Annotated in this window: 22 protein-coding genes; 16 read left to right on the plus strand and 6 right to left on the minus strand. The window is 57.3% G+C overall.

Annotation, left to right across the window (positions count from 1 at the left end; translation table 11 throughout):
• The first annotated feature begins 143 nt into the window (after positions 1-143).
• Both BG841_RS13105 and BG841_RS13110 read left to right on the plus strand, forming a co-directional pair.
• Positions 144-791, plus strand: a complete 648-nt coding sequence (locus BG841_RS13105; RefSeq protein WP_070058059.1) for a DsbA family oxidoreductase — start codon at positions 144-146, stop codon at positions 789-791.
• A gap of 43 nt (positions 792-834) precedes the next feature.
• Complete coding sequence (locus BG841_RS13110; RefSeq protein ID WP_070058060.1) at positions 835-2,049, plus strand: serine hydrolase domain-containing protein; 1,215 nt, start codon at positions 835-837, stop codon at positions 2,047-2,049.
• Positions 2,050-2,078: 29 nt separating this feature from the next.
• Here the strand turns inward: BG841_RS13110 and BG841_RS13115 are convergent, their stop codons facing one another.
• Entirely contained in the window at positions 2,079-2,651 is a 573-nt protein-coding gene (locus BG841_RS13115) for a MarR family winged helix-turn-helix transcriptional regulator (protein ID WP_070058061.1), read from the minus strand.
• A 91-nt stretch (positions 2,652-2,742) separates the two neighbouring features.
• On the opposite strand from BG841_RS13115, the gene BG841_RS13120 reads away from it, so the two are divergent.
• Entirely contained in the window at positions 2,743-3,504 is a 762-nt protein-coding gene (locus BG841_RS13120) for a hypothetical protein (protein WP_228141661.1), read from the plus strand.
• A 48-nt stretch (positions 3,505-3,552) separates the two neighbouring features.
• The gene (locus tag BG841_RS13125; protein ID WP_070058063.1) at positions 3,553-4,032 is read left to right on the plus strand and encodes a redoxin family protein; all 480 of its coding nucleotides are present in this window, start codon (positions 3,553-3,555) and stop codon (positions 4,030-4,032) included.
• A gap of 78 nt (positions 4,033-4,110) precedes the next feature.
• Here the strand turns inward: BG841_RS13125 and BG841_RS13130 are convergent, their stop codons facing one another.
• The 4 genes from BG841_RS13130 to BG841_RS17090 form a co-directional block, all read right to left on the minus strand.
• Complete coding sequence (locus BG841_RS13130) at positions 4,111-4,617, minus strand: hypothetical protein (protein ID WP_141737097.1); 507 nt, start codon at positions 4,615-4,617, stop codon at positions 4,111-4,113.
• A gap of 93 nt (positions 4,618-4,710) precedes the next feature.
• Positions 4,711-6,453 (minus strand): sodium:solute symporter family protein, encoded by a 1,743-nt coding sequence (locus tag BG841_RS13135; protein ID WP_070058065.1) that lies wholly within the window; start codon positions 6,451-6,453, stop codon positions 4,711-4,713.
• A 2-nt stretch (positions 6,454-6,455) separates the two neighbouring features.
• Entirely contained in the window at positions 6,456-6,734 is a 279-nt protein-coding gene (locus tag BG841_RS13140) for a DUF4212 domain-containing protein (protein ID WP_228141662.1), read from the minus strand.
• A 617-nt stretch (positions 6,735-7,351) separates the two neighbouring features.
• Entirely contained in the window at positions 7,352-7,516 is a 165-nt protein-coding gene (locus BG841_RS17090) for a hypothetical protein (RefSeq protein WP_158007613.1), read from the minus strand.
• Between the two features lie 221 nt (positions 7,517-7,737).
• Between BG841_RS17090 and BG841_RS13145 the strand changes: the two genes are divergently transcribed.
• From BG841_RS13145 to BG841_RS13190, 10 genes are all read left to right on the plus strand, one after another.
• A complete protein-coding gene (locus tag BG841_RS13145) occupies positions 7,738-8,670 on the plus strand; it encodes a LysR family transcriptional regulator (protein ID WP_083260263.1) in 933 nt (310 codons plus the stop codon).
• A 281-nt stretch (positions 8,671-8,951) separates the two neighbouring features.
• Entirely contained in the window at positions 8,952-10,532 is a 1,581-nt protein-coding gene (locus BG841_RS13150) for a methyl-accepting chemotaxis protein (RefSeq protein WP_158007614.1), read from the plus strand.
• 97 nt (positions 10,533-10,629) lie between these two features.
• Complete coding sequence (locus BG841_RS13155) at positions 10,630-12,339, plus strand: sulfate adenylyltransferase (RefSeq protein WP_198929189.1); 1,710 nt, start codon at positions 10,630-10,632, stop codon at positions 12,337-12,339.
• 113 nt (positions 12,340-12,452) lie between these two features.
• Entirely contained in the window at positions 12,453-13,997 is a 1,545-nt protein-coding gene (locus tag BG841_RS13160) for an esterase/lipase family protein (RefSeq protein WP_070058068.1), read from the plus strand.
• Positions 13,998-14,044: 47 nt separating this feature from the next.
• The gene (locus BG841_RS13165; protein ID WP_198929190.1) at positions 14,045-14,386 is read left to right on the plus strand and encodes a DMT family transporter; all 342 of its coding nucleotides are present in this window, start codon (positions 14,045-14,047) and stop codon (positions 14,384-14,386) included.
• A gap of 49 nt (positions 14,387-14,435) precedes the next feature.
• On the plus strand, positions 14,436-15,566 hold the full coding sequence (gene zapE / locus BG841_RS13170) for a cell division protein ZapE (protein WP_070058069.1): 1,131 nt from the start codon (positions 14,436-14,438) through the stop codon (positions 15,564-15,566).
• A gap of 191 nt (positions 15,567-15,757) precedes the next feature.
• Positions 15,758-17,365 (plus strand): flavin monoamine oxidase family protein, encoded by a 1,608-nt coding sequence (locus BG841_RS13175; protein ID WP_198929191.1) that lies wholly within the window; start codon positions 15,758-15,760, stop codon positions 17,363-17,365.
• A 12-nt stretch (positions 17,366-17,377) separates the two neighbouring features.
• Positions 17,378-17,779, plus strand: a complete 402-nt coding sequence (locus BG841_RS13180) for a c-type cytochrome (RefSeq protein ID WP_070058071.1) — start codon at positions 17,378-17,380, stop codon at positions 17,777-17,779.
• Between the two features lie 53 nt (positions 17,780-17,832).
• Positions 17,833-18,342: a RidA family protein gene (locus BG841_RS13185; RefSeq protein WP_070058072.1), complete on the plus strand. Its 510-nt coding sequence runs from the start codon at positions 17,833-17,835 to the stop codon at positions 18,340-18,342.
• A gap of 206 nt (positions 18,343-18,548) precedes the next feature.
• On the plus strand, positions 18,549-19,133 hold the full coding sequence (locus tag BG841_RS13190) for an undecaprenyl-diphosphatase (RefSeq protein WP_070058073.1): 585 nt from the start codon (positions 18,549-18,551) through the stop codon (positions 19,131-19,133).
• Positions 19,134-19,147: 14 nt separating this feature from the next.
• Here the strand turns inward: BG841_RS13190 and BG841_RS13195 are convergent, their stop codons facing one another.
• The gene (locus BG841_RS13195; protein WP_070058074.1) at positions 19,148-19,789 is read right to left on the minus strand and encodes an arylesterase; all 642 of its coding nucleotides are present in this window, start codon (positions 19,787-19,789) and stop codon (positions 19,148-19,150) included.
• 90 nt (positions 19,790-19,879) lie between these two features.
• Between BG841_RS13195 and BG841_RS13200 the strand changes: the two genes are divergently transcribed.
• Positions 19,880-20,554, plus strand: a complete 675-nt coding sequence (locus BG841_RS13200) for an ABC transporter ATP-binding protein (protein WP_070058835.1) — start codon at positions 19,880-19,882, stop codon at positions 20,552-20,554.
• On the plus strand, positions 20,554-23,040 hold the full coding sequence (locus BG841_RS13205) for an ABC transporter permease (RefSeq protein ID WP_070058075.1): 2,487 nt from the start codon (positions 20,554-20,556) through the stop codon (positions 23,038-23,040). Before BG841_RS13200 ends, BG841_RS13205 begins: the two co-directional genes overlap by 1 nt.
• Positions 23,041-23,044 lie beyond the last annotated feature (4 nt).

Below are 23,044 nucleotides of genomic sequence, written 5' to 3' on the forward strand. Positions count from 1 at the left end.
TATCCCCTGTGTGCCTTGCCCGCTGGATTACACGGAGTGGCCCGGCCAGACGCCTCTGGAAGGGGATTAGCAGCCGTCAGTCCGGTAATCCGGATGACTATGGCAGGAGCGTGTTACCGCTCAGAGCATTGAAAGGATACCCAATGAAAAAGATGCGTATTGATATCGTTTCCGACATTGCATGCCCTTGGTGCGCCATTGGCTACGCCCGTCTGGAGCGGGCCATGGCGCAGTTGGCAGCGACCTATGAATTCAGCGTGCAATGGCATGCATTTGAACTCAATCCGGATCACCGCGGTGCGGGGGAGCCGATACTGCCGGCGCTGGCGCGCAAGTATGGCCGTAGTGAGGCCGAGATGCGCGCTAACCAGAACCAGATGATGGCGATCGCGGGGGAGCTTGGCCTTAACTTCGACAAGCTCCAGGAACGACTTACCTGCAATACCTTCGATGCCCACCGGCTGGTCAAATGGGCCGGCGAGCAGGGTCGGCAGACGGAGATGAAGCAAGCGCTGTTTGAGGCCTATTTTGGGCGCGCGGAAAACGTCGCCGATCACGATCTGCTCGCCAACTGCGCTGTCACGCTGGGGCTGGATGCGGCAGAGGCCAGGGCAATGCTGGCCACGGACCGGTACGCGGAGGCCGTACGGCAAGACCAGGCCACCTACCGGAAGGCCGGTATCACCGCCGTGCCGGCGTTTATTATCAACGACCAATACCTGATCTCCGGAGCCCAGGAGCCCGGGACGCTGGTAACAACCCTGCAGGAGATTGGCGCCCAAACTGCCTGAGGTACGTCCGGACACCCACATCGTAACGCAAGGAGCTTCTTACATGACGGAACCCAAGCCGGCCGTCGGCCTCGCAGCAGAGCAGCTGCACAACATCGAGACCCATTTGAACAAACGCTACATCCAGCCGGGAAAACTGCCCGGTGCGCTGACTCTGGTGGCCCGGCGCGGGCAAATTGCCTATGTCCATGCTCAGGGATTGATGGATGTGGAGCGCAACAAACCGGTACGCCGGGATACGCTTTTCCGCATCTACTCCATGACCAAACCGGTCACGTCCATTGCCATGATGCAGTTGTACGAACAAGGCCGGTTTTTGCTGGATGATCCGGTGCACAAGTACATACCGGCGTGGCAAAACCTGCGGGTCTACCAGAGCGGTGTCTATCCCGACTTTGTGACCACGCCGGTCGCGCGCCCCATGACCATTCGAGACCTGCTCACCCACATGTCCGGTCTGACCTACGGTTTCATGCACCGCACCAACGTAGACGCCGCTTATCGGGAATTACAACTGGATGGCAGCCGCACGCTGACTCTGGACACCTTGGTCAGTCAGCTGGCGGATCTGCCTCTGGAATTTTCTCCGGGTAGCGCCTGGAACTATTCCGTCAGTACCGATGTGCTGGGGTATCTGGTGCAGTTGCTGGCGGATCAGCCCTTTGATGACTACTTGCGCCAGCACATTTTCGAACCTTTGCAGATGCACGACACCGGCTTTCGGGTCAGTGACCAGCAGCTGGACCGCTTCGCTGCCTGCTACCAGTACCAGCGCGGCGACCGGTTCACATTGCAGGACGACCCCGAGACTTCGCCCTTCCGGCACGCGGGCAGTTTTCTGTCCGGCGGTGGCGGGCTGGTTTCCACCATCGACGATTATTTCCATTTTGCGCAGGCATTGTGTCAGGGGGGAAGCTTTCAAGGGCGGCGAATCATCGGTCGCAAGACGCTGGAGTTCATGCGGCGCAACCACCTCCCCGACAATCAGGATCTGCCGGGTCTGGCCATCGGCTCGTTCAGCGAGACTCCCTACGCCGGGAGTGGCTTCGGACTGGGCTTTTCCGTCAAGACCGACGTGGCCAGATCCCAGGTGAACGGGTCGGTGGGCGAGTACGGCTGGGGTGGGCTGGCGAGTACCAGCTTTTACATCGACCCGGTGGAAGAACTGGTGATGATCTTCATGACCCAGCTGATACCGTCGTCGACCTATCCGCTCCGCCAGGAATTGCGGGCCATTATCAACGGCGCTTTATTATAAGACACCGGACGGCTCCGGCGGCGGCCGCCTCAGGAGTCCGCCACCGGTTCATGCTCGCGGCAGATAAGCTGGACCTCCGGGGCGGACAGTGACTCCCCGGTTAATTGACAAAGATAGCGGCCCTCGCCGAGTTTCCGGTTGTGGCGACAACTGTGGCATTGACCGAACATGCGGTGTTGATGAAGCGCTTGCACCTGGCGCAGCAGGGACGTCAGCTGGGTGACCAGGGCCTCCGGTTCCCCGGGGGGCGCGTGGTTGCAGTAGTCCGCCAACAGGGGCGAGGGGGTCAGTGACTCGACCAGTTCGCGCCCCATCGCTGTTGTCTGCAGGCGGGTTATGCGTTTGTCCTCGGTGTCCTGGCTTTTGGTCACCAACCCTCTGTTTTCCAGAACCTTGATGGACTGTGACACGGTGCCTTTGGTTAACCCCAGATACTCGGCGACGGCCTTGGGGGTATTGGAATAACGGTTGCAGAGCGACAGATACTGCAGCGCTTCAAACTGCACCGGCTGCAGCCCGAGCCGGTTGAGGCGGGCGCGGTTTTCACTGTGCAGTAAACTGCTGAGGCGTTCCAGTAACTGCTGGAGTTGTCGTGCGTTCATCGCTAAATAGTATCGAATCGATACCGCCTTGACAATGGGTGGGTGGCGTGCAACAGTTAGTGTCGAGCCGATACCAACTGGAGGGCGCACCATGAACACCGTTCGAGCGATGACTGCAACACTGTTCAGCCTGGGGATCACCGGGGCAACACTGATGGGTACGACGCAAGCGGATGAGGGGCACGAGGGTGGGCTTGCGTCCGCCAGCGGCGGGGTGGCCATCAGCAGTTTCGACATTGTGCATACGCGCATCAGCACCGAGGGCAACAGCGCGGTGTTTCGTATGGAAGTATCCGCCCAGGCAGGGCAAAGCAAGCCCACCGCCACCGGTCAGCTGGCGGGCAGCGACGTGTTTTCTTACGTATGGCCGACTACCCTTGATAGTTACCAGGTGGGGTTCGAGCGTGAGGCCGGTATTCTGGCCCTGGCGGTCACCGCCCATCCGGATTTCGACGATACTCCGCTGTTCGATGAAAACGGCGATGGCGACACCGGCAACGACGGTAATGTCTGGCACAGCCATTGGGTGGTGTTACAGCCGAACGAAGCGTGTGGCGAGGGGGCACTGGGGGTGGTGGACATCGCCGAGGGCGAGCAGCCACGTTTGCCAAGCACCTGGCCGGGGCTGCCGATTCTGCTGGACAGTCCGGGGTGGCAGCCGATTTTCACGGAGCAGAGTGTCGAGGTCCGGGTCGCCTTTGCTGACATCGAGGCAGTGAACCAGGGCATGTTCGACGGCGTCACCGCCGGGTTGAGAGTGAACGAAAGCGCGCACGCCCCGCTGTTGTGCGTGGTGGACGTGATGGATGTGGCCTCTGGCGATTTGAGTTTACCGGGCCGGGTCAACCATTGAACAACGCCGTGTCGCTTGGCGGCACCCCCGCAACAGGAGGGCGCAGGCATGATCCGCAATGGGGTGATGGCACCGGAATTAACGGTAGCGGGCTGGTTGAACACCCCCGGGGAGCTATCGCTGCAGGGGTTGCGGGGCCGGGTAGTGGTGCTGCATGCCTTCCAGATGCTGTGTCCGGGGTGTGTGTCCCACGGCTTGCCCCAGGCCGTCGCCATCCATGAGTTGTACCCCCGTGATCAGGTGCAGGTGATCGGCCTGCACACGGTGTTTGAGCACCATCAGGTGATGACGGCCGACGCGCTCAAGGTGTTTGCCCATGAGTATCGGCTGCCATTCCCGATTGCGATTGATTTGCCAGCCGCTACCGGGCCCATTCCGGTGATGATGCAGAAATTGAATCTGCGCGGCACTCCGTCACTGGTGCTGATCGACAAAGCCGGCACCATCCGCTTTACCCATTTGGGCCCCGTGGGGGATATGCAAGTGGGCAACATGATTGGACAGTTGTTAATGGAGGGCAGTGGCTAGAGGCCACACGGGCGGTGGTTTGGCTTTGCCCCCGATTTAGCGATCGTGCACCAATGGAGCACTCGCAGCATGCCCGCGTTATTGGCAAAGCTTTTTGAATAAAGCACTGCCGCGATCAACTGGTTCAGTCTTGTAAGGAGGAATGGGCTGTCCAGCATCATCCAGTTCGAGCTGTTCAGCTTGCGTACAGTTTAACAGAAAGAATTTGTTGTCTAACCGGTCTATATAATCATGATAAAACTCATAACGAATATATTGAACCAGCCGCTCACTGTCCTGTTGGTAGGTTTTAAATTCTCCATCTATAAATTCAAAATAATTGATTGCGGGGATTACGTAACTCCATGGCTGAAAAAAATTGCTGGTGCGCTCTGTGGTTAACACCGTCGCTTTCTGTGGGAGTTGCCCAACCCTGAAATCAAACCAGGTATAATTGTAGTAGGCTAAATAACCTAGCATCCCTATGCCCGCAGCCACAGGAATAACCCACTTAGGCAGAAGATTACGGCTTAGTTTTCTGAACAGAAACGCAAATGCACCTAAAACGAGGCCTGAAATAAAAACTGCAACCAGGTGCCAAATCATTATTTTCACTCTCTAAACAGGAGCGGGCCTCTTTTAAGAGGCCCGCTCATTTTAAGACAACTCTACTGGTAGCGCCGGGTGAACTGCCGGCACCTACGGGTAACGTACTCGCTGAACCATTCTCTGCAATTCTGCAGATGGCTCACTCGTTGCGTAGGATACCCCGATAGCAACCGTAAAGTTAATAAAGGCTCCAATGCAACCGACTGATAGTGGCGAGATGCCTAAGATCCAGAATTCTGGTGAATTCGGGAACGTATTGGTACCCGGTATAAAGAACCATCCCAGGTAGCTGAAGATGTAGGTAAGAGTGAATCCTGCACCGGCGACCATGCCTGCTACCGCACCCGTGGCGTTAATGCGCTTGAAGAAAATGCCCATCAGTAAGACCGGGAAAATCGACGAAGCTGCCATGCCAAACGCCAGGGCGACCGTTTGTGCAGCAAAACCAGGCGGATTAATACCCAGCCAGGTTGCTATGAGAATGGCGCCGACCATTGAAATCCGAGCTGCCAACATCTCTTTTTTATCAGAAATATTTGGGAACAACGTATTTTTGATTAAATCATGACTCACCGCCGACGAGATTGCCAACAGCAGTCCCGACGCCGTCGAGAGTGCCGAAGCGATACCACCGGCAGCAATCAGGCCGATGATCCACTTAGGCATGTTGGCAATTTCAGGCAAGGCCAGCACCAGAATATCATTATTGACCGTAAGCTCGTTACCCTCCCAGCCGCGCTCAGCAGCTACAGTGTCATTAAATTCTGCGTTCTGGTCATTGTAAAACTGGATGCGGCCATCGTTGTTTTTATCCTCAAATTTCAATAAGCCTGTCTGCTCCCAGGTCCTGAACCAATCGGGAAGATTTTCATAAGCAACCGACTCGGCTTCAGTACCTTGCGGATAAATGGTTTCGACGAGGTTCAAGCGCGCCATCGCGGCCAAGGGGGGGGCCGTGGTATAGAAAAGGGCGATAAACACCAACGCCCAACCGGCCGACCAACGCGCATCCGCTACTTTAGGAACGGTGAAAAAGCGAATTATGACGTGGGGCAGGCCCGCGGTACCGACCATTAAGGTCAAGGTAAACAGGAACATATTCCACTTGTTGGACACATCAGCGGTGTAGTCCCGAAACCCGAGTTCACGAACCACCTCGTTCAGTTTATGCAACAGCGGCGTACCCGAGTTTACGTGATTACCCACAAAGCCCGACTGCGGGAAGAAGTTGCCAGTCATCTGCAGTGACAAATAAATCGCGGGAATGGTGAACGCGAGAATGAGAACGATGTACTGAGCAACCTGCGTGTAGGTGACGCCTTTCATGCCACCCAACACCGCGTAGAAAAATACGATGACAGCTGAAATGACCAGCCCCATGGTGCTGCTTACTTCCAGGAAGCGAGCAAAGGCCACACCCGCACCCGTCATCTGGCCGATTACGTAAGTCAGTGAGATAACAATCAACATTACCACTGCCACCAGGCGCGCTGCTCGACTGTCATATCGTGAACCGACAAAATCCGGTACCGTGTATTTACCAAAGCGACGCAGGTAAGGGGCGAGGAGCGTCGCAAGCAACACATAGCCACCGGTCCATCCCATGATAAAGGCCGAGTTGACGTAGCCCACCGAAATAAGACCGGCAACCGATATAAAGGAGGCGGCAGATAACCAGTCTGCTGCGGTCGCCATACCGTTGAATACCGGTTTCACTTCACCGCCAGCAATATAGAACTCCCTGGTAGTCTTGGCGCGGGCCCAAATGGCAATTTTGGTATAAATCAAAAATGAACCGGCCACGAATATCAGGTTAATGGCAAATTGACTCATGGTTAATCCTCTAGGCCGTATTCTTTATCAAGCTTGTTCATCTTGTATCCATAGAAAAAGATCAAGCTCAAGAAAGTGAAAATTGCGCCTTGTTGAGCGAACCAGAAGCCCAGGTCTGCGCCGCCAATGCTGATGCCCATTAAATAAGGTCTCAATAACAAGCCAAAACCATATGAGACCGTCGCCCAAATGATCAGGATGCCTGTAATCAGGCGCAGGTTGGCCGCCCAATATTCATGGTCTCTTTGCGTCAGTTCGTTTTGCTTTTGTTTGTCCACCACGTTAACTCTCCGCTTTGTTTTTGTTAAGAGATAAGCAGTTTCGGTCCCTTAGGAAAAATCCCTGGCATCCATTCTGACCGGTAAGCGAAAGGGTAAGTCATGAAGCTACGTGCCCGGCTTAACATTACCCAATATTGCGATTGGTGGAATTCCAATGTCCACCAGGCCCTTGTGTCTTTGCCCGATGACGTCGGCGTTACCTTCGACCAGCGTTGGTGGGGCGCCTGCTGTCAGTGCGGGAACAAAGATTGTCTTAGCTAGGTTGGGTGTTATTACCAAGCGCAATGTAAGCAGATGTGATTGGCAAAGCAAAAAAAGTTCTTATTATAAGCTTTTTCATGTTTTCAACCTTTTTGGATCGTTTTTTTTGGTTTTGTTAATTAAAAATCCAATCTTGCTTAATCGCTAAGCAATGGTGTTTTGTATGGCGATTTCTTCCGTGAAAACTTGTTAAAGGTCATATAAATAATTTGCGCTGCTCTTGTCCGGATGTTGACCACAGCAAAACTTACCTAGTTTGCTAGGGATAAGAAATGTTAATTATGTTTACCCTGATGCAAAAATATTTGCAGGGCTGGGGCGTGGCAAAAACGCCCCGATTTCAAGATCGACGCAGGTCATCCCCTGGGCGCCAGAATGCCGGTCAATTCCAGATGGGGCCCACTCAGCACCCCCGGCAGTCGCTTGACGCTGACAACCGTGGCACTGGCCGGTGAGAGCGTAACCGCGGTCCAGGTTGGCACACCCCCTTGAGGTCGCGTTTCGACGGGACGTTGAGCCATGGAGCTTACCGGGGTCCGTCTCAGGGTATCGACCGACTGGTCTGCAATGCAAAAACAACGACCGGTGGCGGTTGCTGACTGCGTTCAGTATCCTGCTGATGTGGCTGTAATTTATTCCGCCGATTCATACATTACTCGGCGAAAGTCAGCGGTTATCCTGCTCCTCCTTACGCCGGTGTATGAATCTATTATCACTCGAAACCTTATGTGAAGACTGAAAGATGCCCAATAAAAACAAGCTTCGGTTGGTTAACTGGAATGATATTAAATACTTCATCGCCTTGGCGCGCCATCAGCGCCTGTCAAAGGCGGCTGCAATACTGGGGACGACCCATGTTACTGTTTCAAATCGCTTGTTGAATATCGAAAGATCGCTGGGGTTCAAGCTCTTCACACAAAATGAAAAAGGTTTCAAACTCACCAAACAGGGAATCACGTTTTTTCGTTATGCCAAAGAAATTGAGCATCTGTTAGCCCTTGGATTAGAAGAAACGGCAGGGGACACTAATTTAAGGCAAAAAGTACGGGTGGGGGTCACGGAAGAAATCGGTGACACGTTTCTTGCGCGCCGCCTCACCGCCTGGTTGGCCGATAAAAACCTCGATGTCGATTATATATCACTGCCCAAAACAACCACGGTGACCAGCCGTAAGGCGGATATAAGTATTACCCTGGAGGAGCCCCATGGTGAGCATGTCATCAAGAAGTTACTGACGAGCTACATTCTTGGTGTTTATGCCAGCAGGAAATACCTGACAAAGTGTGGGGAGATAGATCGGTATGAAGCGCTGGAGGATCACCGTTGGATTGGGTATATAGATGAAGAGTTGTTCTCTGATGAACTCAAATACCATCATGAGATATCGAATAACTTGAATTTTGTGTTCCAGAGCACAAGCATCCTGGCCCAACGGGAAGCTGCCAGAAACGGGCTGGGATTGTCCATTCTTCCCAACTACATGGCCAAAACGGACAAGAGTTTAGTGCGCGTGCTTCCGGACGTGGAATTCGTGCGTCAGTACTGGATATCCACCAACCGTGACCTCCATCGATTTGATGCGGTAAACACCGTGTGGAAGTTTTTACTGGAATTGTTTTCAAAAGAGCAGGATCTGTTGTTTCGAAATGAACCGGAGTTACCCAGGATATCTTGACGGGAGCCTGGCTGCACCCTTGTGAGCCGACGCAGATGATCTGCCTGCACACAGTGTCTGGGCATCCGTTTTGCCCGGCCGGGCCTGCGAGAAAAATGTGAATATAAAGAATACACGTCCGCTGCCGATAGCAAGGGTCTGGAGCTGTACAACCAACTTATTGTGGCAGGGGCAAGATGTTCAAGGCGATCCGAAATCTGACGGTAAAATCGAAGATATTTTCGATCACAATTATATTTTCAATAATCATTGCTGCGTTAGGAAGCTTTTCGGTCGGTCAGATGGGTCTGGTGAGTACCGCGTTTACGGACTACAGCGAGTTTGCGGTCGCGATTGAAAAACAAGCTTCAGATATTGTGTCCGACACCAACTACGTGTCGCGCTTGAACCGGTCCATCATTCTGGGCGGCGACTACAGCAAAGACATGGCGGCGTTACGCGAGCGAATCAGCGCCATATACGGTCACTATGACCAGCTTGAGCGTATTGCTGGCGCCTGGCCCGACCAGCAGGTCAGGCAGGAGTTAGCGGGCCTGGTCGCGGCGGCTTACCAGTCGACAAAAATTGCGCTGGACACCAGTTTGCAGGTGATGGCGACTTTGACGGAGCGTTCCGACGACGCCGAACGCCAGGCCGCGTGGGTGCTTTACGGGCAGGAGGTGACACCGCCCACCCAGGCGTCCCGCCGGCATTTCCGTGCGCTGTTGGACTATATCAACGAACAGGGCAGCACCATTTACGGCCGTTCAACGGATGCGGTGGCAAGCGCCAATACGGTCATTGTCGTTGCCGTGTTGTTGGCCATTGCCACCGGACTGCTTGCAAGTACGCTGATTGCCCGCAGCGTCATAACCCCATTGCAGCGGCTCACCTATCTGGCGCAGGAGGTGGAGCAACATTCCCGTCTGTATTTACGCAGCGAATTGAAGGGGAATGACGAGCTGGGCACGGTGGGACGGGCTATTGACGAATTGCTGGCCAGTTTCGAACGCACCATATCGAGCATAAAGGCTGCCGCCGATGAACAAACCGAGCTGTCATCCCGGTTGGCGGAAACCAGCATCAACACCAGCGAACGGGTCAGCGAGCAACAGCGGCAGACCGAGACGGTGGCCTCTGCCATGACGGAAATGGCGTCAAGCGCCCATGAAATTGCCCGTGGGGCGGCCGATGCGGCATCGGCTGCCGACCGGGCCTCAACCCAGGCCTCCCGGGGGCAAACCATCGTCGCTCACACCATCGACAACATAGATCTGCTGGCGCAGGACATTCGTCGCAACGCCGAGACCATTGCCACCGTGTCTGCCGACAGTCAGGAAATTGGGCGCGTCCTCGATGTGATCGGGGGCATTGCGGAACAAACCAATCTGCTGGCACTGAACGCCGCGATTGAAGCCGCCAGGGCAGGCGAGCAAGGTCGCGGATTCGCGGTCGTTGCCGATGAAGTGCGCAGTCTGGCATCACGCACCAACGAATCGACCCGGGAAATTCAGGACATGATTGAACGGCTGCAATGCGGCGCCGAAAGTGCCGTCCAGGCCATGACTCAGAGCCAGACGCAAGCCGATCAAACCGTGAGCACGGCCAAAGACGCCGATGCCGCCTTGCTGGACATTACCCAGGCGGTCGGCCTTATCAACGATATGGCGGCGCAAATAGCTACCGCCGCTGAACAACAGACTGCGGCGAACGAAGAGATCAGTCGCAGCATCAACAACATTACCCGTGCTTCGCAGGAGACCGCCACGGAGGCGGACAACACACAACAAACCAGCAAAACCCTGGTGGACCTCGCCCAAAACCTGCGCCAGCAGGTGGCGCATTTTTCGTGTACCGAAGACGTGAACGACGCAGCTCAGTAACCCTCCGCAACCGGGGGGGCTGCGCCAGGGTTTTCCAACCCTTTAATAACGCCCGCAAAAAGGCTAGGGTAAGCCAAAACTAAACATGGAGAAGGCTGTGACTGACAACAACAATACCACCACCCTTGAATCCTTGGCGCAGTATCCACAACAACCGCACGGCGGCACCCTGGTGAATCGGGTGGCCACCGGGGATGAGCTCAACCGGGCGCTGGACAGGGCAGAAACCCTGCCCAAGATCATGATTGATCTGGAAGCGGCTATCACCATTGAAATGATAGCCACCGGTGTTCTGTCTCCCAACGACGGTTTCATGAACGAAGAAGACTACCTGTCCGTATTGGAGAAGGGGCGTTTCGCCAACGGCCTGATCTGGCCGACGCCGCTCAGTTTTGCGCCCATCGGTGAGGTCAATGAACGGGTGGTGGCGTCCCTGCAAGCGGGCGATGAAGTGGCGTTGGTCGACCACGCCCGGGAACCCGTCGCCTTGTTGCATATCAACGACATTTTTGCCTATGACCGGGAGCACCGGGCGGAGAAACTGTTCGGCACCACCGACCGTCACCATCCCGGCGTCGACGCGATCTACCGGCGGATGGGCGACAAGGCCCTCGGTGGACAGATTACACTCCTGAAGCGTGTCGACTGGGGCCCGTTCGAGCAGCTCCGGTTGACCCCGGCGGATACCTGGAAGCAGTTTTACGAAGAAAAGAAATTCAAGACCGTCGCCGGGTTCATTACCGGGGCCAACCCCATGCACCGTGGGCACGAACACATGCACCGAAACCTGCTGGAAGAGGTGGACGGGTTGCTCGCTCAACCGCTGGTCGAGATGGCCAAGCGGGAATACACCCGCCATGAATACCGCATGCTGGTGTACCGCAGTGTCCTGAATCAGTATTATCCGAAGGAACGCACGGTTCTGGCGCCGTTGCGGGTAACCTATATCTTCGCCGGGCCGAGAGAAACCATCTTGCACGCGCTGGTGATGAAGAATTACGGCTGTACGCATGCGATCATTGGCCGCGACCATGCCGGAATTGGTGATTACTACGACAAGTACGCCAGTCACACCATCTTCGATGAATTCCCGGCGGAAGAGCTGGGCATCGACATACGGCTGTTCCATGAAGTGTTTTATTGCGTACGTTGCAACACCACCGCCTCGGCCCAGGCCTGCCCCCACGACGAAAGTGTGCAGGTGAAAATCAGCGGTACCGGTATTCGCGAGATGTTGCGTCACGGCATCCTGCCACCCAAGGAAATTGTCCGTCCCGAGTCCGCCTTCATTGCCATGCAAGGCGTGCAGCCGAAAGGCCGCGACGAACAGGGGAATGCGGTACTGCCGGTTGGCAAGGTGATCAAGAGCATGTTCCCGTTCTACCTGACCCACACCCGGCTGGGTGGACCCAAACGGGAGGTGCCATTGAATCCGGATACGCTGACCAACGCAGATCTGGAAGCGGTTATTCTGGACGTTCGTACCAACGGCGATCTGATCTACAAACAAACCTATGAGGAGTACGCGTCGGCGGCAGACATCAACCGCAACGCCTCGCCGACCTGGGTCGACCAGGCGAGAGCCGATATGCACGCCCAACAGCAAATGGTGGTGAAGGATCTGGAACTGAAAGCGGAGACGGCTCCGGCTCTGGCATCCGATGAATACATGTATCAGGACAAAGCAGAAGCCACCCGGGAATTGGAGGTCGCCAAGCAAATTCTTGAGGAGATACCCCAGGGTTTGAGTGCGGAGGAAACCCGGTATCGCGTCTGGAACATTGCCGATTACGACCACTACCGCTAGTTGAGCAGATCGCCCGCCTGTACCGGGAGCCCAGGGAAGGGCACACATCAGACCATTGCAGCCGGTTGCTCTCAGGCAGTTACTGAATGCAGAGGACCGGCGGGAGGGATCCAATGACCACCAGCACCGCCATGCAACCCCCGTATTATCCCATTATCTATGTGCGGGGCTTTGCGGCTACCATGTCGGAGATCGACGAGGCCACCGCAGACCCGTACATGGGCTTTAACCGGGGGTCGACCGTATTGCGTCAGGATCATCAGCGCAACCCGGTTTCGTTCATCTTTGAATCACCGCTGTTGCGGCTCATGAAAGATCACGGCTATACGGATGCATTTCAACGGGGTGATTACCTCGACGCGCCCGGTGAGGTGCCCGCCAAATCGATCTGGGTGTTCCGTTACTACGAGCGCGCCTCCAATCTGCTCGGCAGCGGCGAACGCGTCACCATGGAGCAGTTTGCGCTCGATCTGCGGCGATTCATTTTGCGCGTGCGCGACGCCACCTGTGGCGATGACGAGGTCCGCAAACAGTCGTTTAAAGTCAATCTGGTGGCGCACTCCATGGGCGGACTGATTGGCCGGTGTTACCTGCAGAATATTTGCCGCCACGGCGCGCCCGACGGCTACGACGGCACCGGCCTGGAGCTTGCCGATGGCAGTGCCAGCCCCCATTACGTGAACAAGTTGTTCACCTATGGGACGCCCCACAATGGCATTGATGTGCTGGGCATCAACGTGCCGGATCTGGGGCCGATCGATAAATTTCATATCGCCAATTTTGCCCGTGATCGCATGCGGGAGTATCTGAAACTGAGCACTAAATCGGGGGCGGTGAACACCCTGGACGGCGCCCTGGATCCCGACTGCTGCTTCAGCTTTATTGGATCGAACTACAAGGATTACGACGCGTTTTTCAAGCTTTCAAAACAGGTGACCGGACCGGCCAGTGACGGTTTGGTGATGATGGCCAATGCCTACATCGAAGGGTCCCCACGGTCGGTGGCCCATCGCAGCCACTCCGGATATTTCGGCCTGGTAAATTCCGAATCGGGCTACCAGAATCTGCGGCGCTTTCTGTTTGGCTCACAGCGGGTGACTGCCAGACTGCACGTGCAGCGGCTGGATCTGCCTCCGGGGGTGCAGGAAAAATTCGACAACAACGCACAGGTGAGAGGGTCCTACTATTTCGACACCGTCACCCGGGTGCGGGCGGCACCCAATTACGTGCTGCACGAGCGCCGCTATGAGCAGGCATCGGCGCTGTTGCGCAGCTTTAACGAACTGATCAACGATCAGAAACCTGTGTACCTGTTCACCGGTTATCTGACCGAAAAAGCGCGTCATGCGGCGGATCAGGCTCTGGTGTTTACCATCGATGTGGGGGTGCGTGCCCCGCTCTTCGAAATCAACCGTAAATTCTGGTTCAACGAGCACATCGAGGGGTTCATGTATCAGGAGCAGATCACCCTGGCGATCCGTGCCCAGACCATCCGTTATGGGCTGTCGCTGCAGGACGGCATCGGCAATGCCCCCCATAAAGCGGAGATCGCCGAGGCCCACGGGCAACGGCGTATCAAACTGCCGATTGGCACCGCCGAGGGCGCCTGTCCGGGATTCCGGGGGGCGCTGGAACTGATTGTAGACCCGTGGCAATGAGGGCGAGTCCGTCGCCCCGAATCATTCTGGAGGAGAGCACTGACTGTATGACTATAAACTGGCTGTTACTGATAATCGGTGGGCTGTTTGAAACCGGTTTTGCCGTCAGTTTGGGTAAGGCCCAGCAGGCCTCGGGCAAGCAACTGTTTTTTTGGCTGGCGTCATTTGCGGTGTGCGTGGCGATCAGCATGTATTTCCTGTTTCTGGCCATGGGTGGCGACAAGCCCATTCCGGTCGGCACCGCCTATGCGGTGTGGGGCGCCATCGGTGCCATTGGCACAGTGGTCGCAGGCGTGGTGTTGTTCCACGAGCCGGTCACCTTCTGGCGGATGTTTTTCCTCAGCAGTCTGGTGATCTCGGTCGTGGGCTTACAGGTGGTCAGCGCGTAGATCCCGGCCGGAACACGCACCGCAACCCACCGTTTCACCAGAGGATGTAATGACTGATCTATCTCCCTATGCCGCGTATCAGCACGCGCTTGCAACCGGATTCAAACCAGATGCAGCCCAGCGAACCGCTGCCGAATATCTGGACCGCTGTTACCAGCAACTGGACGCGGGTGAACCCCGGATAGCGGGCGTCTACCTGTGGGGGCCGGTCGGGCGGGGCAAAACCTGGTTGATGGACCGCTTTCATCAGAGTTTGACCGTGCCCGCCAGGCGGATGCACTTTCATCACTTCATGCGCTGGCTGCACCGGCGCCTGTTTCAGCTCAGCGGCCAGCAGAACCCGCTGGATGTTTTGGCCCGGGAGCTGGCGGCGGAGGTGCGCGTGCTCTGCTTTGACGAGTTGTACATCAATGACATCGGCGATGTGGTGCTGCTCAGTGGTGTGTTGCAACCGCTGTTCGAGCATGGTCTGGTGCTGGTCACCACCTCCAACCAGCACCCCGACGAATTGTACGCCCAGGGCTTTAACCGCGAACGCCTGTTGCCAACCATCGGAGCGATCAAGGAGTACATGGAGGTGCTGAGTGTGGACGGTGGCCAGGACCACCGTCAGCATCCCGGGCAAAAGTTCCAGCGCTATTGGGTCAATCAGCCGGAAGCATTGCACTCGGTTTTTACCGGGCTGCTGGAACAGCTCGGCGAGGAGGAGACTGGCGCGCCGCTGATCCTTGGTCATCGGGCAATCCGGGTGACCCGCCGCAGTGAGCGTGTGCTCTGGTGCCGCTACGACGACTTGTGCGAACAACCGCTGGCGGCTGCGGATTTTATCGAACTCTGCGACCAGTTCAGTCACGTGCTGCTGAGTGCGGTGCCCCGGTTGACCGACGCCGGACCACAAAGCCCCATTGCCCGGGGTACGGAAGACGGCGTGTTCCAGGTGGCCGCAGGCGACCGGCAGCTGCCCAGGCTTTCCCGATTGGATGACGGTGTCCGCCGCTTCATTGCCTTGGTAGACGAATGCTACGACCGGGGGGTACCCGTTTACCTGGACGCCGCGGTGCCACTCAACGAACTCTATGAAGAGGGCGCGCTGGCCTTCCCCTTCCGCCGCACCCTGAGCCGGTTGCAGGAGATGCAACTAGATCGCTTCGCAAAAAACAACCCCCCAAAGCACAATTAATTGTTTGCCTCCGATGGTGCCGTTTACTACCCTTATACACCATGGACTTATGTTACCCATAACTCTCACGACGCACACAACAGACCCCGCTGAAGCTTCACAGCGGTGACACTAACTATCTGACTGTACGATCATTGGCGCTTTAGGCGGCCGAAGTCGGTGATCGTGCAATTTCCGGGAGATAAAGACCTATGGAACCGACTCAGGGTATAAGCAGACGGGCGCTGCTTTCGTGGATTGGCAAGACCGCCGGTGCGGTGGCTATGTACCAGGCCATGACCTCGCTTGGCTTTGCGGCCGAATCCAGCTTTGACAGCAATAACTACGAATTGAGCGGTGCCCCCAAAGGGTCATCCGTATTGATCCTGGGCGGTGGACTGGCGGGCATGACCGCCGCCTACGAACTCCGCAAGGCAGGGTACAAGGTCAAAATTCTCGAATTCAACCCGAAAGCCGGTGGGCGCTGCTGGACCCTCCGCGGTGGCGACAAATACACCGAGTTGGGCGGCCATACCCAGGAATGTAAGTTTGACGAAGGTCAGTACCTGAACCCCGGTCCCTGGCGCATTCCCTACCATCACCACGCAGTGTTGCATTACTGCAAGCAGTTTGACGTGAAGCTGGAAGTGTTCAACCAGGTCAACCACAACGCTTATTTCCACAGCACCAAAGCCTTCGACGGCAAGCCCAAGCGCTACCGCGAGGTGCAGGCGGATTTCCAGGGCCACATTGCCGAATTGCTGTCCAAGTGCGTTGACCAGAAAGGTCTGGATCAGGCCATGACCAAACAGGATACCGAGCGTCTGTTGCTGGTGATGCGTGAATGGGGTGCGCTCAACGGGGACAACGAATACGTCAAAGGCGTCGAGTCCAGCCTCATGCGGGGCTTTGACGTCCAGCCTGGCGGTGGTCTGATGCCAGTCGAGCAGTACTCCCAGCCAATCGACCGTCAGGAACTGCTCAACTCCTCGCTCTGGAAACACCTGCATTACGGCCAGGCGTTCGAGTACCAGAGCACGCTGTTCCAGCCGGTGGGTGGTATGGACATGATTGCCAAGGCCTTTGAGAAAGAGGTGGGCAGCCTGATCCGTTACAACAGTAAAGTAACCAAGATCGATCAGGACGACAACGGGGTGACCGTCAATTACGTCGACAGCCAGAATCCCGGCGAAACCATGACCGAAACTGCCGACTGGTGTGTGTGCACCATTCCGCTGTCGATCCTGGGACAGATTCCGTCCACGTTCAGCAATAAAATGACCAGCGCCATCCGCGCGGTGCCTTACGACAGCAGCGTCAAGGTCGGCTTGCAGTTCAAGCGCCGCTTCTGGGAAGAAGATGAGCATATCTACGGCGGTGTTTCCTACACTGACATGCCCATCGAGCTGATCAGCTATCCGAGCACCGACTACCACTCCTCAGGCAAGGGGGTCTTGCTGGGTGGTTATCTGTGGGATGAGAACTCCTATGAGTTCACCTCCATGACGCCGGACATGCGGGTCAAGAAAGCACTGGAATACGGCTCCAAGATACACCCGCAGTACATGGACGAGTTCGACAACGGCATATCCGTGGCGTGGCACCGGGTACCCTGGGTCAACGGCTGCTATGGCATGTGGACGCCGGAAACCCGTGAGGCTCACTACAACAACCTGTGTGAAATTGACGGGCGAATTGTGCTGGCGGGTGAGCATGCCTCGTATATCCCCGCCTGGATGGAAGGCGCGATCTTGTCATCGCTGGACGCCATCAAGCGTCTGCACCAACACGCGCTCGATTCGAGCAAACAAAACGCCTGATAGGAGTCCATTATGAAAACATTAACCAGGCTCGCTCTTGCGCTGGGCGTCAGCTCACTGGTGTCGATGCCGCTCGTGGCCGGCACCCCCACGGTCTCTGAAAGCAGCACCTTTGAGCAGACCTCCGGAGAAGATCTGTACAACAGTATCTGCCAGGGTTGTCACATGGAAGGCGGTAAGGGTGCTGATTCCGGTGCGGGCTATTACCCTGCACTGGCCAACAACCCCAAGCTGGCAGCACCGGGGTACCCCATTTACGTGCTCACCAACGGCCTGGGTGGTATGCCCAGCTTCAAACGCTATCTGTCGGACGAGCAGATCATGGAAGTGGTGAACTACGTGCGTACCAATTTTGGCAACGATTACCAGCAGAAGGCGACGCTGGAAGACGTCAAGATGATGACCAACCGCTAACCCGACCCAAACCGCCCCCGGCCTGGCTCGGGGGCCCTCCGAAGGAGTGATAAATGAGTAAACTCAAAACAGCTGTTGCGGTGGCGGCCCTGGTGGGCGGCGTAAGCGTTGGTGCCCATGCGGATCACCATGGCGGTGAGCAGGGCATCGTCCGTCATGCCTTGCCGGATTCGGATTTTCCCATCTCACTGGCGGTTGAAATTCCGGCCAACAAAACTGTGGTGCACTTGAGTGGCCAGGTTCCTGCGGTAATCAATGAGGACGCGGAGGCGGGTTCACTGGAAGCTTATGGCACCATGGAAGAGCAAACCGTCTCGGTACTGCAGGCCATTGAGAAAAACCTGGAATCGCTCGGCCTCTCCATGGGGGATGTCTACCGCATGCAGGTGTTTCTGGTGGCGCAGGATGGAAAGGTGGATTTCTCCGGCTTCATGGACGGCTACACTCAGTTCTTTGGCACCGAAGAACAGCCCAATCTGCCGGTACGCTCCGCGGTTGAAGTGGCCGCTCTGGCGTTCCCTGGCTGGTTGATTGAAATTGAAGTCTCGGCGGTTCGCCCGTAACCGTCGGTAAGCGCACCCGCGTGAGCGCCCCGGGCAGGATGTCAGCGGTACGGCAGGCTGTGTGGGGTTGTATCACGCACCGGGCAGTCCGGTCCGTTCTGCAAGATCCCCCTCCTTGTAATTGTATTTCCCGGTAAATCCCAGACCCGACGGCATGAGTTTCGCCCGGGAGGGCAGTTTTTTTGGTGTGATTTTGGGCAGGTGTTATGGACAGTTTTAACGTGTCAGTGTTTTTGGCAATCAACCAGTTTGCGGGCACCCACGGCCTGGCCGATGCGATCGCCATTGTTTTGGCGGAGGCCATGCCGTATGCGTTCATCCTGGTGCTGATGGCGGTCTGGTTCGGAGCAGCCGCCGAGAAACGCAAAGTCAGCATGAATGCGGGATTTTCCGTGCTGCTGGCATTGTTGGTGAGTTACTTCATCGGCATGGTTTATTTTCACCCGCGGCCGTTCATGGAAAATTTGGGGACCCCATTGCTTCAGCATGCCCCTGACACTTCCTTGCCTTCGGACCACGCCACCTTCTTGTTCGCGATCGCGTTTACATTTCTGTTCAGTCCGCGGACTCGCGGCCTTGGGGTGGTGCTGGGGGCATTCGCGTGTTTGGGTGGGGTTGCCCGGGTGTACGCCGGGGTTCACTTCCCGATGGATGTCCTGAGCGCGGCGCTGGTGGGTGTGTTTGCGGCTTCGTCGGTATGTTTTTTGTCTTCAAAAACAGAGGGGTTGAACTGGATTTTCAGCCAGTTTATGAAAGTGAAATATCTCAATAGAACGCTCGGCCAGCGTTAACCGGCCGCGATCCGTCAGTGGGTCTCCAGCAGCGGTTGTAACGCGGGCCAGATATTATTCAGCAGGGCGGGTTGGGCCTGGGCGGTGGGGTGGATGCCGTCGGCCTGCATCCAGCCGTCCCGGTTGTAGATACCCTCCAGAAAAAAGGGTACCAGCGCGGTGTCGTAATTCGACGCCAGTTTGGGAAAAATCTCGGCAAACAGGTTGGTGTACCGCGGACCGTAATTCGGCGGAATCTGCATACCCACCAGCAGCGGGCGGGCCTTGGCCTGTTCGGTAAGCTCGATCAGTTGGGACAGGTTTTGTTCGATGACGGCAGGAGGCAGCCCCCGCAAGCCGTCATTGCCACCGAGTTCGATCACCACCACGCTCGGCGAGTGGCGTTCCAGCAGGGCCGGCAGCCGCCGCAATCCGCCGTCGGTGGTTTCACCGCTGATGCTGGCGTTGACGACAGACCAGTGGGGGAACCCTTGCTCACTCAATCTGTCTTCAAGCAGCGCCACCCACGCCTGCTCCGTGGGGACGCCGTAGGCGGCGCTCAGACTGTCGCCGAGGATCAGCAGGGTGTTGCTGCTGGCAGGAGCAGCCATAACAAACCAGGCGAGGGTGACAAAAAAGACGGATCTCATCCACTGAATGGCCGTATGCTTTATCATTCTACAATCCATATTCGAAAACCGGTTATCTAGCCTACTGGAGCAAGCGTGACTGTTGACAAGCAAACTGATGGGGAACACTCACACATTATGCTGCGTTTGCACAATGTGTCCCATCGCGTGGATCTGGGCCACGATACCCTGACCATACTGCAGGGCGTGAATGGCGAAATCAATCGCGGTGAGTCCGTAGCCATTGTCGGGCCATCCGGTTCGGGGAAAACCACCTTGCTGGGCATGATGGCCGGTCTGGACACCCCAACGGAGGGGACCATTGAACTGGACGGCGCTGTCATCAGCGCCATGAGCGAGGACCAGCGGGCGCAGTTAAGAGCCCAGCGAGTGGGTTTTGTGTTTCAGTCGTTCCAATTGCTGCCGTCCTTGTCCGCCCTGGAAAACGTGATGCTGCCGTTGGAGCTGGCGGGGCATAAGGCGCCCTTGCAGCGGGCAACCGAGCTGCTGAATCGGGTGGGGCTCGGCGAGCGCCTGCGCCACACGCCCCGGCAACTGTCCGGCGGCGAGCAGCAACGGGTGGCCATTGCCCGTGCGTTTGCGTCAGAGCCCACGGTGTTGTTCGCCGATGAACCCACCGGCAACCTGGACAAGCACACGGGCGCGGCAATATCTGACCTGCTGATGGACCTCAATCGGGAGCAGGGGGCCACCCTGGTCATGGTCACCCACGATGAGCAGTTGGCCGCCCGGTGCCAGCGCCGGCTCAATATCGACGCCGGGGTGCTGAGTGAGCCGGGGGTGCCGGCGTAATGGCTAAATCACCGTTTCGTGCGTCGCTGCGGCGGGACTGGCGGGAGCGGGATGTGCGGGTGGTATTGACGGCCCTGATCATCGCGGTCGCAACCGTTGCCACCATCACGCTGTTTGCCGATCAGTTGCAACGCACCCTGACGCTTTCGGCCAGCTCGTTTCTGGCCGCCGACCGTCAATTGATTTCCGAAAATGGCCAGCCGGTGCCGGCTGAATGGCTGGCGGAAGCCGAGCTGCGCGGGCTGGCCACGGCCAAAATGGTCCGCTTTCCCACCATGATGTTTGGCGACGGCAATTTTCAGCTGGTGTCGGTCAAAGCGGTCAGTGCAGGTTACCCGCTGCGTGGTCAGATCGAAATTCAGACCACACCGGACAGCGCCCGGGAAATGCGTGCCCGGGGACCAGAGCCCGGAACGGTTTGGGTCGGGCCCCGCCTGCTGCAATTGTTGAAGGTGAGTGTTGGCGATCCGGTGGAGGTCGGAGAGTTGGAACTCCGGGTGTCGGGATTGCTGATTCGCGAGCCGGATGGTGGCTTCAGCCTGTCGGGCCTGGCCCCCCGGGTGATGATGCATGCGGACGATGTGGCGGCCACCGGCGTGGTTCAGCAAGGCAGCCGGGTTGCCCATGTGGCCTTGTTTGCGGGTGACGAAGGGGTTCTGACGCGCTTTGGCCGCTGGCTGCAGCCGAAACTGCTGCCAAGCCAGGACTGGGTCAGTATTCACGACGGGGAAACCCTGTCGGCTTCCCTGGAAAAAGCCGAGCGGTTTCTGTTGCTCGGGGGCAGCATTGCGGTTCTGCTGGCGGCGGTCGCGGTTGCGGTGGCCAGCCGGCAGTACGCGCTGTCGCAGCGGGATTCGGTTGCCTTGCTGAAAACATTGGGGTTAACGGGCAAGGCGGCCGGCCGGTTGTATGTGTGGCGGCTGCTCAGCTGGGGCGTGGCGGGCGCGCTGGCGGGCATACTCGTGGCCTTGCCCCTGTATGCGGCCCTTGCCGGGCTGCTGGCGAGTGTGCTGGAAAGTGAGTTTGCGCTCCAGGTGGAACCCCGGGCGTTGTTGCCGGCGCTGGTGACCGCCCTGATTGCGATGTTTGCGTTTGCCTGGCCGCCGATTCGTCGCTTGCAAACGGTGCCTGCCATGCGGGTCTTGCGCAGTGAGCCGGGAGAATCCCGCCTGGCGGTCATTCCGGATATCGCCATTGCGGTGGGTGCCATGGTGGTTCTGCTGTGGCTATACGCCCGCGATGTCACGCTGGTGGTGGCCCTGCTGGCTGGCCTGGCGTTGTTGCTGGCAACTCTGGCGGTGCTCGGCTGGTTGATGGTGTTGGCGCTGAAGGGGGTGATCGGGGGCGGTTCGTCCTGGCGGCTGGCACTGGTCGCGCTCTACCGGCACCGCCGGGCCAGTTTGTCGCAAATATCGGTATTCGCTCTGACGGTGATGCTGGCGTGCACCCTGTTGTTGATCCGAACCTCCCTGCTCAGCGATTGGCAGGCGCAGTTGCCGGAGGACGCCCCCAACCACTTTCTCATCAATATTTCTCCGCAAGCGGTCGCTGAGGTCAAAGACTTCTGGGGTGAGCGGGGCCACGGCATCAATGCCGTGTATCCCATGGTGCGGGGACGGTTGACCGAACTCAACGGCCAACCGGTGCGTCAAGTCGTCAGCAAGGATGAGCGTGTAGAAGCCTTGAACCGGGAACTCAATCTGACCTGGACGGATCGCATGCCCGCCGATAACCAGCTGCTTGCCGGCCGCTGGTTTGAGCCCGGAGAAACCCGCGGGGTGTCGGTCGAGGCCGAACTGGCCCAGCGACTGGGGATCAGCCTGGGTGATCAATTGGGTTTTACCATCGGCTCCGAAACCATCACCGAGCCGGTCACCAGTATCCGTTCGGTGCAATGGGATAATATGCGCCCCAATTTTTACATGATATTTCCCCCGCAGGGTGCACTGGACACCATGCCGGCCACCTGGATGACCAGTTTTTATTTGCCGGAAACGGCCAAGCAGGAACTGAACGGGTTTTCCCGGGCCTTCCCTACCGTATCGGTGCTGGAGGTGGATCACATTATTGCGCGCATCCAGAGCATCGTCGCACAGGTCACTCAGGCGATTGAGGCCATACTCTGGCTGATTCTGGCGGCGGCGCTGGTGGTCATGGCCGCCGTGGTCAGCGCCACCCTGCAGGATCGCCAGCGGGAAGGGGCGTTATTGCGGACACTTGGAGCACGGCAGACTTTGCTGGTGCGCAGTACCATGGCGGAGTTCGCGTTGTTGGGGTTTTTTGCGGGATTGCTCGGGGTTGCCGGGTCGGAAGCAGCGGTGTGGGGGCTGCAGTACCGGGTGTTTGAGGCCCCTTTCCGGATGCACTGGGGCGTCATTCTGCCCATTCCGTTGGTCAGTGCGTTAATACTGGCCCTGTTCGGGCGCTGGCAGCTCAAGCCGGTGCTGCGGGTGTCACCAATGTTGCTGTTGCGTCGGCTGGAGTAGCAGC

Source organism: Marinobacter sp. X15-166B, from assembly GCF_001752365.1.
Taxonomy (GTDB): Bacteria; Pseudomonadota; Gammaproteobacteria; order Pseudomonadales; family Oleiphilaceae; genus Marinobacter.